Source organism: Burkholderia sp. MSMB617WGS (assembly GCF_001532025.2).
Lineage (GTDB): Bacteria > Pseudomonadota > Gammaproteobacteria > Burkholderiales > Burkholderiaceae > Burkholderia > Burkholderia savannae.
In genome coordinates, this window is the sequence record NZ_CP013458.1 from 39,167 (window position 1) to 57,902 (window position 18,736).

At 63.3% G+C, this 18,736-nt stretch carries 12 protein-coding genes; all 12 read left to right on the forward strand.

Annotated features, from left to right (window positions below; genetic code table 11):
* Nucleotides 1-414: 414 nt before the first annotated feature.
* Nucleotides 415-945 (forward strand): fimbrial protein, encoded by a 531-nt coding sequence (locus tag WT60_RS20230; RefSeq protein WP_060355422.1) that lies wholly within the window; start codon nucleotides 415-417, stop codon nucleotides 943-945.
* 101 nt (nucleotides 946-1,046) lie between these two features.
* On the forward strand, nucleotides 1,047-1,817 hold the full coding sequence (locus tag WT60_RS20240) for a molecular chaperone (RefSeq protein WP_038754903.1): 771 nt from the start codon (nucleotides 1,047-1,049) through the stop codon (nucleotides 1,815-1,817).
* Between the two features lie 57 nt (nucleotides 1,818-1,874).
* Nucleotides 1,875-4,361, forward strand: coding sequence for a fimbria/pilus outer membrane usher protein (locus tag WT60_RS20245; protein WP_060355427.1), 2,487 nt, complete (start codon nucleotides 1,875-1,877; stop codon nucleotides 4,359-4,361).
* Entirely contained in the window at nucleotides 4,352-5,332 is a 981-nt protein-coding gene (locus tag WT60_RS20250) for a fimbrial protein (RefSeq protein ID WP_038754897.1), read from the forward strand. The genes WT60_RS20245 and WT60_RS20250 overlap by 10 nt, the downstream gene beginning before the upstream one ends.
* A 444-nt stretch (nucleotides 5,333-5,776) precedes the next feature.
* Nucleotides 5,777-6,037, forward strand: a complete 261-nt coding sequence (locus WT60_RS20255; protein WP_038754894.1) for a hypothetical protein — start codon at nucleotides 5,777-5,779, stop codon at nucleotides 6,035-6,037.
* Between the two features lie 49 nt (nucleotides 6,038-6,086).
* Nucleotides 6,087-6,773, forward strand: a complete 687-nt coding sequence (locus tag WT60_RS20260; protein ID WP_063889433.1) for an OmpA family protein — start codon at nucleotides 6,087-6,089, stop codon at nucleotides 6,771-6,773.
* A 557-nt stretch (nucleotides 6,774-7,330) separates the two neighbouring features.
* Nucleotides 7,331-10,801 (forward strand): YadA-like family protein, encoded by a 3,471-nt coding sequence (locus tag WT60_RS20270; RefSeq protein ID WP_100185353.1) that lies wholly within the window; start codon nucleotides 7,331-7,333, stop codon nucleotides 10,799-10,801.
* A 185-nt stretch (nucleotides 10,802-10,986) separates the two neighbouring features.
* Entirely contained in the window at nucleotides 10,987-12,024 is a 1,038-nt protein-coding gene (locus WT60_RS33830) for a hypothetical protein (protein WP_145986835.1), read from the forward strand.
* An 885-nt stretch (nucleotides 12,025-12,909) separates the two neighbouring features.
* A complete protein-coding gene (locus WT60_RS20275) occupies nucleotides 12,910-13,323 on the forward strand; it encodes a hypothetical protein (RefSeq protein WP_038747557.1) in 414 nt (137 codons plus the stop codon).
* Between the two features lie 198 nt (nucleotides 13,324-13,521).
* Nucleotides 13,522-14,187 carry a response regulator transcription factor gene (locus WT60_RS20280; protein WP_038747402.1) on the forward strand — a complete coding sequence of 222 codons (666 nt, stop codon included), beginning with the start codon at nucleotides 13,522-13,524 and terminating at the stop codon, nucleotides 14,185-14,187.
* Complete coding sequence (locus WT60_RS20285) at nucleotides 14,187-17,435, forward strand: hybrid sensor histidine kinase/response regulator (RefSeq protein ID WP_059576968.1); 3,249 nt, start codon at nucleotides 14,187-14,189, stop codon at nucleotides 17,433-17,435. The genes WT60_RS20280 and WT60_RS20285 overlap by 1 nt, the downstream gene beginning before the upstream one ends.
* Nucleotides 17,436-17,809: 374 nt before the next feature.
* A complete protein-coding gene (locus WT60_RS20290) occupies nucleotides 17,810-18,556 on the forward strand; it encodes an EAL domain-containing protein (RefSeq protein ID WP_052145062.1) in 747 nt (248 codons plus the stop codon).
* Nucleotides 18,557-18,736: the final 180 nt, after the last annotated feature.

Sequence of the window (18,736 nt, forward strand, 5' to 3'; positions counted from 1 at the left end):
TCCGACGGCTCGGGATCGAGCATGAACCCGTGCTCCGGCCTTGCTCTGCGAGATTTTTGTTTGGATGGCGACGTCCTGCTGTTGGAGGGAAAGGGGAGTGCATCCGTCGATTTGAGAGTCGTCGGTGAATCGACGCGCACTCTTCAGGCGCTGTGCCGCGCTTTGCAGATTCGAATGCGTGGATCGCGTGTGCGCCATTTCGGTGCGAAAGAATTTATTTCGTAAGGATCATGTAATTAATTGGGAAAATAAATCCCAAATACTGGCATTCCGATAAATGCAAGTGAAATTTGCGCGATGCCTGCCGTTCGGATAAGGGCAACTCGCATTGAAGTATTTGTTCGTGAAAAATGGTGACGTAAAGAATTGTGTCTCTTAAGATAGTTTCACCTATCCCTTTCGGATGGAACCGAGATGAAAGCAAAACGAATGCAACGCGGGGTAGTGGCCGTTCTGCTGTCGATGTTCTCCGTCGGCGCGGCTTATTCGCAAACTGCCACGACCGGTACGATCAATTTCACCGGTAGCATCACCGATGTCCCGTGCGAAATCGATACGACCGCCACCAGCAGCGCCGTCACCATGGCGAAGGTCTTTGCGAACGACTTCAGCGGCGTGGGATCGACCACCGGCACCACGGCGTTCAAGATTGTCCTCAAGAATTGCGGTGCGTCGACGTCGGGGGCGACGGTGCTGTTCACGGGCACCACGGACACGGCCAATCCCGAGGCGCTGCAGACGACCGTCGGCGGGGCGGGCGGCGTCGCGCTCCAGCTCGTCGACGACACGGGCACGCCGATCAGCATCGGCACGAGCAGCAAGGAATACACGATCGCCGAGGGTGACAACACGTTCAACTTCGCAGCGCGCTATATCGCGACATCGGCAACCGTGACGGGCGGCGCGGCGAACGCCACCGCCGTGTTTGCGCTGACGTACAAGTAGCGGATGCCGCCTCCTTCCGTGCGCGCGCAATCGCGCGCATCGAGGGCGGATTTCACCGACGCGGCACCTAGGCCAGTTAATTTTTCGGGGAGAGACGAGATATGCGCCTGTCTATCATTTGTCACGCCGCTTTTGCTGCCGCCCTCGCGTTGGGCGGCGTCGAAGCGTATGCCGGCATTCAGGTCGGCGGTACGCGCGTGGTGTTCGATGCAAAAGCCGACGCGCGCGATACGTCGGTTGCGGTGCGCAATAAAGGCGAGACGCCGTATGTGATTCAGATCTTCGTCGATGACGGAAACGGGAACACCCGGCGCATGCCGTTTACGGTCACGCCGCCGCTCTTTCGTCTGGACGGCGGCAAGGAGCAGCGTGTGAGCGTGCGCTACGTGAAACGGGGTGCAGGTTTGCCGCAGGACGCCGAATCCGTCTACTGGCTCAACGTGAAGGAAATCCCGCCCACGCAGAAGCGCAAGGCGGACGTCAACACGCTGAAGATCGCGGTCCTCACGCGCATCAAGCTCTTTTACCGGCCTGCCGGTTTGCGCGGCAGCGCGGCCGATGCGCCGTCGCAACTCAAATGGTCGGTCGTGCCGAGCCCGATCGGGCAGGGCGCGGCGTTGAAGGTCAGCAATCCGACGCCGTATCACGTGACCTTCTCGACCATCGAAATCCAGGCCGCGCAGAACGCAAGCATCAACGCGGACATGGTGAACCCCAAGAGCGAGCTGATTGTCCCGATTCCTCTCAGGGCGATCTCGCATGTCGGTCCGGTCAAGTTCAGCTATACGACGATCAACGATTACGGCGCCGTCACCCAGGCGACGGAGGTGACCGCGCAACCAGCCGGAACGCCGGACGCGCCACCGCAATAAGCTGCGATGGCTCGGCATCGGGGTGCCGACGTCGGCTTCTTGCGCATACGAGCGATCGTGCTGGCCGCCGCGCTGACCGCGCTTTCGTCCGTCGTCCGTGGCGAGCAAGCGTTCGAGTTCGATCCCGCCTTTCTCGAACTGGGCGGCGGCAGGGGCGGGGCGGACCTTTCCGTGTACGCGACGTCGAATCGCGTACTGCCGGGCGTTTATCTGGTGTCGATCTTCGTCAACGACGAGGCAATCGACAGGCGTGACATCGAGTTCGTGCCCAAAAGCCGGGAGGACGCGGTTCCTTGCCTGACCGCCCGGATGTTCGACGAGTGGGGCGTCAACGTCGCCGCGCTTCCGAGGCTGGCGCAGGCTCGTGAGGACGCTTGCGTCGATATCGTCGACAGCGTTCCCGACGCGCGCGTCGCGTTCGACAGCCATCAACTGCGTCTAAACGTGACGGTGCCTCAAGCCGCATTGAAGCGACGTGCGCGCGGATCGGTAGATCCGGCTCGCTGGGATCAGGGCATCAACGCCGCGCTGCTCGACTACCAACTGAGTGCCGCGCAATATGCGGGCGGCAACTACGCGTCCGCCAATTCGCGAACGACGCTGTACGCGGGCCTTCGCGGCGGCATCAATCTGGGCGCCTGGCGGTTGTCGCATACGTCGTCGTTTCTGCGCGGGCTCGACGGACGAGACCGCTTTCAGATCATCAACACGTTCGTGCAGCGCGATATCCAAGGCTGGAACAGCCGGTTGATGGCCGGCGAAGGCACGACGCCGTCCAACATTTTCGACGGCTTCCAGTTTCGCGGCGTACAGATCAATACCGACGAAACCATGCTGCCCGATAGCCTGCGGGGTTATGCCCCGACTGTGCACGGCGTCGCACAGACCAATGCGCAGGTGACGATCAAGCAGAACGGCTTCGTCATCTACAGCACCTACGTGCCACCCGGGCCGTTCACGATCGACGATCTCTATCCGACATCGTCGTCGGGCAATCTGGACGTGACGATCACCGAGGCCGACGGGCATGTCACGACATTTACGCAACCCTACTCCGCGGTGCCCATGCTGTTGCGCGACGGCTCGTGGCGCTACAACGTCACGGCGGGCCAATATCGCGACGGCATTTCGGGCTCCCATCCGAATTTCGCGATGGCGACGCTCGCACGCGGCTTGCCGGGCGAATTCTCGTTGTATGGCGGTGTCATCGAGGCCGGCATGTATCAATCGGTGTTGGTCGGAATCGGCAAGAATCTCGGCACCGTCGGCGCTGTGTCGTTCGACGTGACGCACGCGCGAAGCGCGATCGATATGGCCGACAGCAGTACGGTATCCGGACAGGCGTTTCGCGTGCTTTACGCGAAGGCGGTGGGCGGTTGGGGTACGGATTTCCGATTGCTTGCGTATCGTTATTCCACTGCGGGTTATCGCAGCTTCGCCGATGCGGTGCAATTGCGCGACGGCAGCGAACCGGCCGCGCTCGGCGCGAAACGCCAACGCCTGGAAGGCAACGTGAATCAGCGTCTGGGCCGCTTAGGCTCGATGTACGCGAGCGTGGTCCTGCAGACATACTGGGGCAGTGCGGCGCGCAGCACGGTGTATCAACTCGGTTACAACGGCAATTGGGGCCGCGCCAGCTACGGACTTTATTCCACGTACAGTAAAGGAAACGGCGTGCCGTCGAGCTGGAACGTGTCGTTGTCGCTGTCGATGCCGCTGGAAGCGCTGTTCGGCGGCGCGAGAGCGCGTGCGACGAGCGGCGGCACGAATGTCACGTACTTCGCAAGCCGAAACAACGAGAATCACTTCAATCAACAGGTGACGGTTGGCGGCGGCAGCAGCGATCAGCAACTGAATTACAGCGTCGGCGTCGCGCATTCGAACCAGTCGGACGTAAGCGGAACGGCATCGGCGAGTTACCTTGCGCCGTTTGGCCGCTACGGCGCATCGGTCGGCAGCGGTCGCGGATATTCGCAGGCCGCGCTCACGGCGGCGGGCGGAATGCTGTGGCACGGGACGGGACTGCTATTCACGCAGCCGCTCGGCGATACCGTGGCGGTCGTGGGAGTTCCGAACGTGAGTGGAATCCACTTCGAAATGCATCCTGGCGTGAGCACGAATCGGGCCGGCGAAGCGGTGATTCCGCGTCTGAATCCATACCGCGTCAATCGCATCGTCATCGACCCGCGCCGCATGCCGCAGGATGTGGAAATCCGCAATCCGGTGAGCGAGGTGGTGCCGACTCGCGCCGCGGTCGTTCAAGCCCACTTCGATTCGGTCGTCGGCTTCCGGGCGATGTTCGCACTGACGCGCCCGGACGGCTCATCTCCTCCGCAGGGGGCGACGGCCGAAAACGACGAGGGGCAGGCGCTCGGCGTCGTAGGGATGGACGGCGAGACGTTCGTGGCCGGATTGCCGGATATCGAGGGGCGCTTTTTCGTTCGCTGGGGCGCGGAGCGGCAGAATCGATGCCACGTGAACTACACGCTGCCCGAGCAAGCGCCGGCCGGCGCGTATCCGGCCGTGGAGGCGACATGCAATTGAAACGGGAATCGCTCGTGCGGCCGCTTGGTTTCTTTCGCATGCGCAGGGTGGCGTGCTGCTTATGGATTGCCGCCGCCGCACTGCCGATGGGTGCGCGCGCGGCGACTTGCGAAGGCGACAAGACGCTCGTCACGCTTCCGGCCATCGCGGTCGCGTCCGATGCGCCGATCGGGACAGTGTTGTGGAGCCAGAGCAGTATCGGCTTCAGCACGTATTGCACGTTGGGTTGGATCGACACCAGCAATATTTATGTTTGGCGCACCGACTTGAGCTCGACGCTTCAGCAATACGGGCTGACCTTCTGGCTGACCTACGAGGGGCAGGGCGGAAACACTGCGGAGCAAATCAAGAGCCCGCTGGTCGTCGATCTCGGCGGCAAGGCCGGCTATGCGAGCGGAACTGTCGGCCTGGAATTGAGGAAGACGGGCGCGACGCCCGCGCAAGGCGTTGTCAGCGCGGCGGACATGCCGGCCTTCTATTTGGACAGTAATACGAACAACAAGAAAGGTTCGCATTACATTCGCGGTCTAGCCAGCATTTCGTTCGTTTCCTATACCTGCGACATCGATACGGGATCGCGCAGCATGACCGTTCCCCTCGGCGACGTGCGCGTCGACCGCTTCACGGGGATCGGCTCCTCCTTTGCGGACCGGAATTTCAGCATCGGCCTCACGTGCACTCAGCCGTCCGGCACGTACAACGTCGCGCTGACGTTTTCCGCGACGGCAGACAGTTCCGGCGCGCCCGGCGTTCTGGCGATCACGCAAAGCGAGGCGGCGGCGACCGGCGTCGGCATTCAACTGCTGATGAACGGCTCGCCGGTGACGTTCGGTTCCGAACTCGATGCCGGCAGCGCGACCGCAGGCACAACGCTGGCGATTCCGATGACGGCGCGCTATTACCAGACCGGCAGCGTCATCACGCCGGGCGCGGCGAACGGCATCGCGACGTTCACCATCAGCTACAAGTGATTCATGCCGCGGCGGCGGAAGATTCAGCGTGCGCGTCCGTTTGCGGGCACAACCGGCTGTCGCCCGATTCGTTGCCGATACTCCTGCTGAGGCGCGGGCGCACGCTCGCACGGTGAGGGCGATGGCGAGGCAAGCGTCGGCATCGCGCTTCGCCGGTAGCGCGGATAGGTGCGGTGAACCGACGGTCCGGATTTCCATTCGATTTCTCGTTCGCTCCGGAACGGAAGCGGCCTAAGCGGCGCCGGAAATGCCTCGCCATATTCGTAGAACTTCGATATCCGATCGAATTGCCCGCCGCTAATCTTACGGGCGAAACACGGTTGCGCAAGCCCGCGTCCCGCGGCCGGGACACATTTTGGCGCGTACATGTCTCCATCCGGTCAATGCGCGCGGGACGTGCGTCTCCGCTTTGACCGATCTCGTCCATCGAATTGCAGACTCGTCATGAAATTTATCGTGCTGTTGCTCGTTACAGCTCTTGCAGGTTGTTCATCCTTCTCCACGTCTCGAACCAATATCTACTCGATCAGGGCGGAAGACGGCATTCAGCGGTATCGGGTGACGTGTTCCGGGTTGTTCGGCGGAATGGAGGCCTGCAGGCAACGCGCGGCGGAAGTTTGCGAAGCGTCGCACGTCGTGAAGATCGGCCCTCAGGAGCCGGCTGCCGTCACCTTTATGTGCGAGGCGTCTCGGGCGGCGCGTTGACGCGCGACGTGACGCCATTGGATCGAACATAAAAATCATTTAGTAGAACATGAAAAATCTCATCATTGTTATTGCGCTGTCGGCGCTTGCGGGGTGTACCGTCTATTCCGGTCCGACGGTGAATGCGCGTCCGGTCGGTGATGCCGCAGGGAAGCAGTTTGAAGTCGAATGCACGGGCCTTTTTGTTGAAACCGGATCGTGCTTGAAGAAGGCTCGGGAGCTTTGTGAGATCCAGCCCGGATCGCCGTCCTTGCACGTTCTCGAGACGATCGGGCCGATTGGCCGTACGCCGGACCGGCTGGTGTTTCGTTGCGATGCGCCAGTCAAGCCCCGACCGCCGATCAAGCCTCAACCGCCGGCTGCGATTGTGCCGCCGCCTGTCCAGCCGCCGGAGAAGGTGCTGTTTCATGGCGACGCGCTATTCGATTTCGATCGCGCCGACCTCAAGCTGCTTGGCAAGCGTGCGTTGGACGATGTCATTCGCCAAGCGAAGGGCAAGCGGTTTCGCGTCGTGCTGGTGTCCGGCTACACCGATGCCATCGGTTCGGATGCGTACAACAATGCGCTTTCAGCTCGCCGCGCGCGCACCGTTGCCGACTATCTGCGCGAGCGTGGATTGCTGGCGGATCGCGTGGTCGTGAATGGATTCGGCAAGTCGAATCCGGTTGCGTCGAATGCGACCGACGACGGACGTGCACAAAACCGACGCGTCGAAATCATTCTGGAAAGGGAATAACGGCGAACGTCGACGCTTCGACGCTTCGGCGGTTTGCGCGGCGGCTTTCATGCGAATGCGAATTCGTCGGCGTCGTGCATCAGGCGTTCGTGCGGCGTACGGGCAGTGTTCGTGCGTGGCCCTTTATTTCACCGATGCGGACGTTCTCCAAATGCGCCGGCGCTGCATGTGCGGCCGTTCGTCGCGAAGAATGCCAAAACAGTGATCCGCACTCGTTGAGGGTCGCATTCCGATTCGATATTTCGTTATACGAATGGGAATTCGGTGTGACGACACGTCGCACATGAAGAACGGCGCTCGGCATCTTCACGTGCCCCGCCGTTTATTTCGAACTATTGAGATGTATCCGGAAGACTCGAATCTGTATCTTGATGATCAGAATCGGTAGTTCGGAAAAGACGTCGTTCGGATTAAAAAGACATCCGAAATTCACTCCGCAACTTCGGTTGGTTTTATCTGCGCCGTTAATTCAAGCGAGCAGTCGCATACCCAAGTCGGCGTTTTCTAATCAATTTATTCGTATAGCAGTACGAAATTAATATATTGGGGAATATCTCATGAACAAGATTTTCAAAACGGTATGGTGCGAAGAGACGCGTACGTGGGTTGCGGCGTCGGAGCACGCAGTGGGGCGCGGTGGTCGCGCTTCGAGCGTCGTGGAATCCGCCGGCGGACTGAAGAAGGTGCTCAAGCTGTCGCTGCTGGGCGCTGCATCGCTGGTTGCGATGGGCGTTGTCGGGCCGTTTGCCGGCGAGGCAATGGCTGCGAATAACACTGGTCTGTGCTTGACGTACAACGGCGGTAGCAACAACGTTGCCGGCAGCGGGGGCCTTATAACCGGGAACGGTTGTAATTCGGCCGGTTGGATCAATGGCATGGTCGCGGGTAGCTCGACGGACTGGATGGGGATGACCGCGGACGACACGCAGATCGTTCTCGACGGCAGTGCGGGCAGCATTTATTTCCGGACGGGCGGCGTGAACGGCAACGTGTTGACGATGTCGAATGCGACCGGCGGCGTATTGCTCAGTGGCCTTGCTGCCGGTGTGAATTCGACCGATGCAGTCAACATGTCCCAGTTGACCTCGTTGTCGACCTCGACGGCAACGAGCATCACTTCGATTTCGACGAGCCTTCTTTCGGTCGGCGTGGGCGTCGTGGCGCAAGATTCAGCGACTGGAGCGATCAGCGTCGGCGCCAATTCGCCGGGCCTGACGGTGAATTTCGCGGGAGGCCAGGGTGCGCGCACGCTGACGGGCGTTGCCGCCGGCGTCAACGATACGGATGCGGTGAACGTCAGCCAGCTGACGTCGCTGTCGACGAGCACGGCGACAGGGCTTTCCACCGCCGATAGCGGCATCGCGTCACTGTCGACGTCGCTGCTCGGCGCGGCGAGCGATCTGACGTCGCTGTCGACGAGCGCGTCGACGGGGCTTTCCACCGCTGATAGCGGCATCGCGTCGCTGTCGACTTCGCTGCTCGGCACTGCAGACGATGTGACGTCGCTGTCGACGAGCCTCGGCACGGTCAACGCGAATCTGGCCGGCTTGCAGACGTCGATGGAGAATGTCGTGTCCTACGATGATTCGTCGAAATCCACGATCACCTTCGGCGGCGTGGGCGCCACGACGCCGGTCCTCCTGACGAACGTGGCGGCGGGCGCGATTTCGGCAACCAGCACGGATGCGGTGAACGGTTCGCAGCTCTACACGCTCCAGCAGGATTTCTCGCAACAGTACAGTCTGCTGACGTCGCAAGTCTCGTCGCTCAGCACGTCGGTGTCGGATCTGCAAGGCAGCGTCGCGGCGAACACGGGAACCGCTTCGGGCGACAACAGCACCGCGAGCGGCGACAACGCGACCGCGTCGGGGACGAACAGCACGGCCAATGGTTCGAATTCGACCGCGTCGGGCGACAACAGCACGGCGAGCGGCACGAATGCGTCGGCGACGGGCGATAACAGCACGGCAACCGGCACGGATTCGACCGCGTCGGGCGACAACAGCACGGCGAATGGTGCGAACTCGACCGCGTCGGGTGACAACAGCACGGCCAACGGCACGAACGCATCGGCGACGGGCGATAACAGCACGGCGACCGGCACGGATTCGGCCGCGTCGGGTAGCAACAGCACGGCGAATGGTGCGAACTCGACCGCGTCGGGCGACAACAGCACGGCGAGCGGCACGAATGCGTCGGCGACGGGTGAAAACAGCACGGCAACGGGTACGGATTCGACCGCGTCGGGCGACAACAGCACGGCCAACGGCACGAACGCATCGGCGACGGGCGATAACAGCACGGCAACCGGCACGGATTCGACCGCGTCGGGTAGCAACAGCACGGCGAATGGTGCGAACTCGACTGCGTCGGGCGACAACAGCACGGCCAACGGTACGAACGCATCGGCGACGGGCGAGAACAGCACGGCAACGGGTACGGATTCGACCGCGTCGGGCAGCAACAGCACGGCCAACGGTACGAACGCATCGGCGACGGGTGAAAACAGCACGGCGACCGGCACGGATTCGACCGCGTCGGGTAGCAACAGCACGGCCAACGGTGCGAACTCGACCGCGTCGGGCGACAACAGCACGGCGAACGGCACGAACGCATCGGCGACGGGTGAAAACAGCACGGCGACCGGCACGGATTCGACCGCGTCGGGCAGCAACAGCACGGCCAACGGCACGAACGCGTCGGCGACGGGCGAGAACAGCACGGCAACGGGTACGGATTCGACCGCGTCGGGCAGCAACAGCACGGCGAATGGTGCGAACTCGACTGCGTCGGGCGACAACAGCACGGCCAACGGTACGAACGCATCGGCGACGGGCGAGAACAGCACGGCAACGGGTACGGATTCGACCGCGTCGGGCAGCAACAGCACGGCGAATGGTGCGAACTCGACCGCGTCGGGCGACAACAGCACGGCCAACGGTACGAACGCATCGGCGACGGGCGATAACAGCACGGCAACCGGCACGGATTCGACCGCGTCGGGCAGCAACAGCACGGCGAATGGTGCGAACTCGACCGCGTCGGGCGACAACAGCACGGCCAACGGCACGAACGCATCGGCGACGGGTGAAAACAGCACCGCCAACGGCGCGAACTCGACCGCATCCGGCGCGGGCGCGACGGCAACGGGCGAAAACGCCGCGGCTACCGGCGACAGCGCGACGGCGACGGGCAACAACGCGTCGGCGTCGGGCACGAGCAGCACGGCCAATGGCGCAAACGCAACCGCGTCGGGCGATAACAGCACCGCCAACGGCGCGAACTCGACCGCATCCGGCAACAGCAGCTCGGCGTTCGGTGAGAACGCGGCGGCAGCCGGCGACAGCAGCACGGCCCTCGGCGTCAACACGGTTGCTTCCGGTACGACGAGCACCGCTGCCGGCGCGAATGCTTCCGCCACCGGCGATTCGAGCACGGCGCTGGGCGGAAACGCGGTTGCGTCGGGCGACAACAGCGTCGCGACGGGCGCCGGTGCGACGGCGTCGGGCGCGAACAGCTCGGCGTACGGCACGAACTCGAGCGCGACGGGTACGGACAGTGTCGCCGTCGGTCAGGGCGCGATGGCGTCGGGATCGAATTCGGTCGCGCTTGGCACGGGTTCCGTTGCGTCGGAGGCCAATACGGTGTCGGTCGGTTCCGCGGGCAACGAGCGCAGGATCACCAACGTCGCGGCCGGCGTCAATGCGACGGACGCCGTCAACGTCGGCCAGTTGAACAGCGCCGTGTCGGGCATCCAGAATCAGATGACCGGCATGCAAAGCCAGATCGATACGCTCTCGCGCGACGCCTATTCCGGCATCGCGGCCGCCACCGCGTTGACGATGATTCCGGACGTCGACCCGGGCAAGACGCTGGCCGTGGGCGTAGGCACGGCCAACTTCAAGGGCTATCAGGCGTCCGCGCTCGGCGCGACCGCTCGTATCACCCAGAACATCAAGGTGAAGACGGGCGTGAGCTACAGCGGCAGCAACTACGTGTGGGGCGCCGGCATGTCGTATCAGTGGTAATCGCGTAGCGCTCCCCGCGCGCCGGCGCTCGACGCCCGGCCCGCGGGGCGTGGTTCGGGCCGTCGCATGCACGCATGCGGCGGCCCATTTTTTTACGACGTTCGTCGTTGCTCGCTTCGTGCGAAGCCGTGCGCGTAATCGGCTTCGTTCGGGCAGAGCAAGCCGCCCGAGCCGACACGTGTCGGATGGCGCTGCTCTTCGAATGTGCGGGCCTGCCGGGATGCGCCGCCGCCGTGCTTGCGGGTGCGTGGATCAATAAACGGCGCATGCATGCGAAATGCAGCAGCCGCGCTTCAGTATCTCGGTCGACACGGACATGCGGGTATCCGGCAGGATGGCCTGCGCCGGAACGCGGGCTTTCTCGCAGCGTCCGCCCGTGCCTTCCTTTCGTTGCGACGATCGATGCCGAAAGATGCGGTGCGCTCAACCGCGCGGCGCTCGGCCTGCTGTGCAGCGGCTATTCGCCGATTCGCAACGCCGAGCGGACAAGATCGGCCGATTACCGCTATCCCGACAGTGACATCAAGCAAGCCTGCCGGCTCGTCGGCCGAGCGATCGTGCGCCCCGTGCGATTCGCCGGCGACTCCGAACGCGCCGCCGCACGATCCTTGCCGCTGTCGATCCGTTTCGCCGGAACAACTCGGTTCATAGGGATCGGCGCGTCAACGCCGGCGTTGGTGCGCCGGCATCTTCGATGCACGGCATGGGCGCAGGCAAGGCGCGCTTCGCTTCGATGCGCGGCTGCGAGCGCGCACATCACGCGTATCCGAACATGCTGGAAGCGGTCAACGTCTGCAACGCGCTTCATCCTGAATTCGCGGACTTTCGCATGCTCGCTCGATGTCGCCAAGCCAAGCCACGGCCTCGCGTCGTTCGGAGGAACTCATCCGGCATGCCGTGCCGTCGCGTCCCGCGTCGATTCGATCGTCGCCCGCCAATGGGAAAGCGCACAGAGCGATGTCGATTTCGACGCGTTCCCCGGTGATTGCCTGCTGTCGCACGATCCGCACCTGATCTCGCACCTGATCGGGAACCGCGGATGCCGACGTCGCAACTTCGATTGCAAAGGCGGCGCTACGGCGCACTTGCGCGCTTCACGGCGCTCGGCTCGGACACGATCGTCGAATCGCGCGCCGTTTCCCGGGCAGCCCCTCGCATCGGGCCGCCAAGACAACGCGTGCGCGTATCCCGGCGCAATCGTTTCGTTATACGAAGGTCCGTGAACGGACGAGCCGAGCGGCGCGCGCTCTGTTTGCGCCGGTTTCGGCGGAATTGGCGGAATTGGCGGGGTCGTCGGCGAATTCCGCGGCATCGATCATGCGCGTCGCACGCGCGCGGCGAGACAACAGGGCGAACACGCGCAGCCGGAGCGGCCAGTTGACGGAACGTCAGGGATGCAAAGCATGGGATGTGCCGCCATGCCGTATACAAGTCGGCCGGTTCGCGCCTGGGTCGTCCGGGCAGAAATTCTAACTTTTTTGATGTTCGTCGAATGCTCGTTTGCATAAAAATGGATATCGGCCGCAGCAAGGCGGCCGCATGAGACGCATGCGACGCATCCGATCAAGAGAATAGCGATACGTTGATCCGGATGCGGCCGTCGAACGACAACGAGATGTCGGCGCCGGCACGACCGTTTTCGGGGCGGACGCCATTCTGTCGCACGCACGCTCATTCGAAAGTTCGATCGCGAATCGCGCGGCGTTCGGACTCCAGAATCGGCGCGCTCCGGGGAGCGCGTCTTCTTGCGATGCGCGAATCGGCCGCTTCCCGCGGAAGCGTTCGGCCCGGCGCGCATCGATCGCCGCTCGCGGCGCTTTTTTCGGAACGCTATTTTTTTTCGGCCCGGATGCGTGTCTATCTTCGCGAAATCCCGACGTGAAGATCCGTGAATTTTCAAATCATGTTAATTCCCGTTCGATTCAACGAGCGGATGCTTTTTTCTCTGGGTCAGGATCGTATTGGGCAATTGCGCCGCTCGGCTTTCGCGGCGAGGTCAATGGGAGATTTACTTGATGGAGCAGACGACGTCGATTGGATGGACGACTCGCTCGCATGCGCGATCCGAGGACTCGTGGGATCAGATTTCGCAATGGATTCTTTTTCTGGTGCCGGTCGTTTTCGTCGCGTTTTGCGTACTCCTGCTGTCGCTTTGGTACGTCGATATCTTGACCGGATGGTTGATCGTGGCTTTTGCGTTGCTCATTGAAGCCATGTTGATCGGCATCGGGTTTTTCGTTTTCGTGACGGTGCGGATATCGCGTTGGCAGCGGCACGAACACGATGCGAAGACGGCCCCGTGCTGCGCGGATCAGCAGGCGGACGAGGATTCGCCGATTCCGGTGGGATTCGACGGCGTGAAGACGGTTCATTGCATGTTTAAGTCAGGGCGGGTCGGCGCGTTTCGGGTAAGCTGTTACAACACGAATTGCCCGCTCATGCGCGAAGCGGACGAAGCCGAACGGCTGCCCCGGCGGACGGAACGAGCGTATTCGCACGAAGCGCTGCTGTATGAAAAATGAAAGGCGCAATGGAAACTCGAATACCGAACGGACGCGTTCGTGACTCGAAGTCGATGTGCGGCGTTCGGGCGAATCGTGCTCGCGAAGCATAGGCAGGAAAGCAGGCATTCGATATCGTGTTGCATGGAATGCGCATGACGGCGCGCCGGACATCATTCGTGCGCCGCTTCCGCGCTTTCCGCTTTTTTCGGAGCCGCCATGTCCAACGTTGCCCTGCATACAAGAAGTGTCGTCGTGGCTGACGATCATCCGATCGTTCTCCGCGCGGTGACGGACTACGTCAACTCGCTGCCGGGCTTTCGGGTGGTGGCGTCGGTCTCGTCGGGCGACGCGCTGCTGTCCGCGATGCGGGAGCAGGAGGTCAATCTCGTCGTCACCGATTTCGCGATGCATCAGGCGGATGACGACAAGGACGGCTTGCGCCTGATCTCTCACCTGATGAGGGCGTACGAGCGCACGCCCATCATCGTTTTCACGATGTTGACCAATAGCGGCGTGATCAGCCAGCTGTGCCGCATGGGCGTGGCGGGGCTCGTCGGCAAGGAGGAGGAGATCACCGAGCTCGGGCGCGTGTGCCTCAACGTCGCGCGCGGCGCCGGCCAGTCGTTGTCTCCCGGCATGGCGCACCGCCTCGCCGTCGCCGGCAGCATCAGGCCCGGCGAAGCGGCGTTCAATGCATTGACGCCGAAGGAGCTCGAGGTCGTGCGGCTGTTCACGGGCGGCATGTCGCTGACGGACATCGCCCGGACGCTGAATCGCTCGCTGGGGACGGTCTCGACGCAGAAGCGTTCGGCGATGCGCAAGCTCCATGTGGACACCAACGTCGATCTCATCAACTGCGCCCGAGAGCAAGGACTGCTCTGATGCAAAGACTCATGCAAGAACTCGAGGGATCGCCGCTGAGAAAGTTCCATTCGCTCGAGTCCAATTTGAAGCGCGAGCGCCGGGTCTTCGCGACCGTCATCGTGCTGCTCGTCTCGGCGGCCATCAGTATCGCGGCCATGACCGTCACCGGATTGTTTCAGACGGCTTTCCGGCAGGAGGAGCAATCCGCGCGCATCCACGAAAAGGAAGTGGTCGACGCTTTCCTGCAGCGCCGCATGATGTTGACGACGGCGAGCCTCGTGCTGCAGCTTCGAATGAACGGCGCGCCTTCGGCGCTGAGCGCGCCGGCGCCGAACGCGTGCACGCCGATGGCCCACAACGCCCGCGACGACACGATCCTGCGCGAGAGCTGCGATTACACGGTGCAGTTGCTGGCCAACTCGGGGCAGACGCCGAGCGTCGAAATGGTGACGGCCGACAGTTCGGTCGGCTACGGATATCTGTTTCCCGCGGGCGACTTGAGCGCACTTCGCGCCAGCACCCCGTCCGAGCTCGTTTCGGCCGTGCTCGAGCGGTACAGAAAGCGCGGCCTTGATCCGCTCGACGCCGCGCGCAAGAAGCAGATTCTCTGGTTCGCGATCGGAAGCGGGGCGAGCGGCGAGGAGTTGCACATGATCGGCGCGTCCGTCGTGTTAAAGGACGACAGGCTTTACGCGCTCGTCCTGACCAGCGTGGACCTGCACAGCCTCGCTTCTCCGATCGAGCGCGCCGGCCGCGTTCAGCAGCCGGTCATCGTGGACGCGGACGGCGTGCCGCTCGTGAACGCGGACGACTCGGAAATGGTCCGCAAGGTCGACGAGCGGCTCGCCGCAAGACAGGACGGCCTGTACCACTGGATTCCCGGCTTCGGATGGGCGCTTCGCCGCCCGGCGCCGTTCTCCGGTTTCGGGCACATGATGTATCTGCTTCCGCTCGATCTGCAACTGCAGTCGATGCAGTACGAACTGGGTCTCGTCGGCGGCGCGACGCTCGTTCTGATCGTGTTGCTGCTCGTCGCGTTCCGATACTGGAACTACCGGTTTCTGACGCGCATCTACGAGGAGGCGTCGCGAGCGCTCGAAAGCGAAATGCTCAACCATCTGCTGGTTCATGCGACACCGGTCGGGTTGTGCATCGTGCAGCGCACGACGCTGGAAATCGTCGTCGCCAATCCGATCGCGCGCACGATGCTCGGCTTGCGGCTCTCGGACCGGCATTTGCCGCAGGAGCTGCAGAACGCATTCGAATCGTCGCTGGCTACGCAGGACACCCAATCGGACGACGCGCGCATTTTCCAGTTCCCGTTCACGCTGTCGCGCGCCGGGCATTCCGCCGTCCACATCGAAATCACGTACGCACCCGCGACGCTGAACGCGCGGGAGGTGTTCTTTTGCGCGATCACGGACATGACGGCGCACCACCAGGCGGAAATCCTGCTGCGCGAGGCGAAGCTGACGAGCGACGCGGCGGCCAAGGCGAAGGTGGCGTTCTTCGCGTCGATGAGCCACGAAATCCGCACGCCCCTGTCGTCGCTCGTGGGCAACATCGAGCTGATCGCGCGCGGGCCGCTCGCGCCGGAGCAGCAGGCGCGCGTGAAGGCGATGGAGACGTCGGCTCGCGGTTTGATGCAGATCGTCAACGACGTCCTCGATTTCTCGAAGATCGACGTCGGCGAGCTGAGCCTCATGGAGGAGTGGTCGAACATCGCCGATCTGCTCGACCGGTTGGCGCTCTCGCATGCGCCGCTCGCGACGCAGCAGGGGTTGAAGTTCTACGTGGTGTTCGAGCGAAGCCTGCCCGCGCGGCTTTACTTCGATCCCGTCCGGGTATCGCAGATCGTGAACAATCTGCTGAGCAATGCGCTGAAGTTCACCCCGTCGGGCAAGATCGTGCTGCGCGCCGGCTGGCATGCCGGCGAGCTCGAAATCAGCGTGACGGACTCCGGCATCGGCATTCCGGATGACCTGAAGCACCGGCTCTTCCTGCCCTTTACGCAGGGAGACAGCAACCGGCTGAGGCAGGCGCGCGGCACCGGCCTCGGCTTGTCGATCTGCGCGCGCCTTTGCGAGCTGATGAAGGGGCGCATCGATCTGGAAAGCACGGTCGGCGTGGGAACCCGCATCGCGGTGTCCCTGCCGCTCGACGCATCGGAGGGCGATTCGAGCAACGCGTACTGGACGCTTCCGTATCGCCGCGTCGCCGTGCTCGGCCGTGCGCAGGAAAACCTCGAATGGCTGACCAATCTGTTCGACCCGGGCGTCACGGCCGTGACTGCCTTCGCGAATCCCGCCGATCCGATCGACGAGCATGCGCACGACTTCCTGATGGCCACCGACGAATTCGCGCCGGCCGAAGTGCGGGCGTGGTGGAAAAGGCCGGATTCGATCGTGTGGGTCGGGCAGACGGGGCCGCTCGTGCCGAGACGGCGCGACGGCGGCGGCGTGGAAATCAGCATATATAGCCTTGCGGGGGTGAAATCCGCGGCGCAGATGCTCGCCGCCGGCCGCACGGCGCTCGTCGATGCCGGGCAAGCGCCCCGAGGGGCGGAGGCGGGAATCACGGTGCTGATCGTCGAAGACAATCTTCTCAATCGCAGCCTTCTGTTCGATCAGCTCACGACGCTCGGCGTGCGGGTCATCGAGGCGAAGAACGGCGAGGAGGCGCTCGCGCTGCTGTCGAAGGAGCCGGTGGACGCCGTGATGACCGACATCGACATGCCGGTGATGGACGGCTTCCAGTTGCTCGCCGAGATGAGGAAGCTCGGCATGACGATGCCGGTGTACGCGGTGAGCGCGAGCGCGCGTCCTGAAGACGTCGCGGACGGCCGGGCGCGCGGCTTTACCGACTACCTCGCGAAGCCGGTTCCGCTGGAAGGGCTCGAGACGGTCGTTCGCGCGTGTTGCAGCGCGCAGACAGGCGAGCGCGCGCAAGACGACGCGCAGGACGATCTGCCCGACGTCCCCAACGTGCCGGCCGCGTATGCGCGGGTGTTCGTCGCGCAGACCGGCGGAGAAATCGCGGAATTCGACGCGATCCTGCACGAACGCGCGCTGCCGAAACTGAGACGATGGCTTCACGGCGTGTCGGGCGGCATCGCCGTTCTCGGGCCTTCCGCGCTGCATGAGCAATGCCAGGAGCTTCGGAGCTACGTGCGCGAAGCCGGCGAGTGGAATCGCGAGATCGAGCTGCAGGCGTTGGCCATTCGGGATGCGCTCGAGCGGATGGTCGCGGCGCTGACGAACGAATGATCGTCGAACGCCGGGGCCTGCCGGATCGGGGGGCGCTCCCCTGCGGGAAGGCTCCGCGCCGAGTTTCGCGCTTTGCTGCGGGTTCAGGCTCGGATTCGAAGATTTGTGATTCTCTTCACGCTCGACATGATTTAACGTTTCCTGAAGATTTGAGGGCGATCGGACCGGCGGGCGTCGGCGTCGTGCTGCGAGGCCGCCTTCCGGCGGGCGCGAAGCCGCGACGGACGCCGCCGCGACGGCGGCGTCTTTGGGAGAATGATATGGAAACGGGCATCACGCGTCGTAGGGGTGCATTCTTTGCCCGGGAACACGAAAAGGGACTTCCGTTGGATGAGGCCGATCTCGAGCGAGCGCTCGAGGCCGGAGAGCTCGTCATGGATTATCAGCCGATCGTTTCCGTCCGTTCGGGGGCCGTGACCGGCGCCGAAGCGACGATACGATGGGATCATCCGGATTGGGGGGCGCTGCCTCAGCGCGTCGTGTACGCCGTCGCGGACCGGCTGGGCGCAGCGCCCCGGATCGCCGGCCACGCCGTGGGCGAGGCCTGCCGGCAACTCGCGCGCTGGAAGCACGAGGGCGGCGGCGTGTCGGCGCTGTCGATGCGGTTCTCGGGCGCTCAGTTGTGCGCCGAAAGCGTGTTCGAGCGGCTCGCGCAATCGATTGCGGAATTCGACATCTCGAGCAGCCAGTTGACGCTCGAAGTGCCGGAAATGTCGGCGCCGGAGGAATCGCTGAGTCTTCTCGATCGTCTGAAGCGGTTGAGGCAGAAAGGATACGGCATCGTGCTCAGCGATTTCGGGGCGCATCACACGGCGATGTCGACGTTGATGGTGCTGCCCGTCACAGGCGTCAAGTTCGGCGCATCGTTCACCGAGCGTCTGCCTGGTTCGCCGACCGCGGAGGCGATATTGTCAAGCGTCTCGCGGCTCGCGCACGATCTGGGTTTCTCGTTGACGGTGTCCGGCGTCGCAAACGGGCGCCAGTTGGAGCTACTGCGTCGATATCGCGATATCGAGCTGCAGGGCGCCTATCTGTTCAAGCCGATGCGCGCGCAAGACTGGCACGAGCGCGTGAATCCGAGAGCGCTGTCGCAACTGAATCTGCGCGAGCCGCCGTTCTGACGCGGCGAGCGAGGCCGTTTGAGTTTCATCGCGCCGATCGCGATCGGGCGCGCCGGCAGACAGGCCGGCCACCGTTGCGGGCCAGGTTCCGAATCCGCTGCGCGAGCGCCGACGCAAGGGCTGCCGTCAGACGCGGCCGGCGCGATTCGCGCCGCACTCCGGCGCGCCGATGTCTGCGCG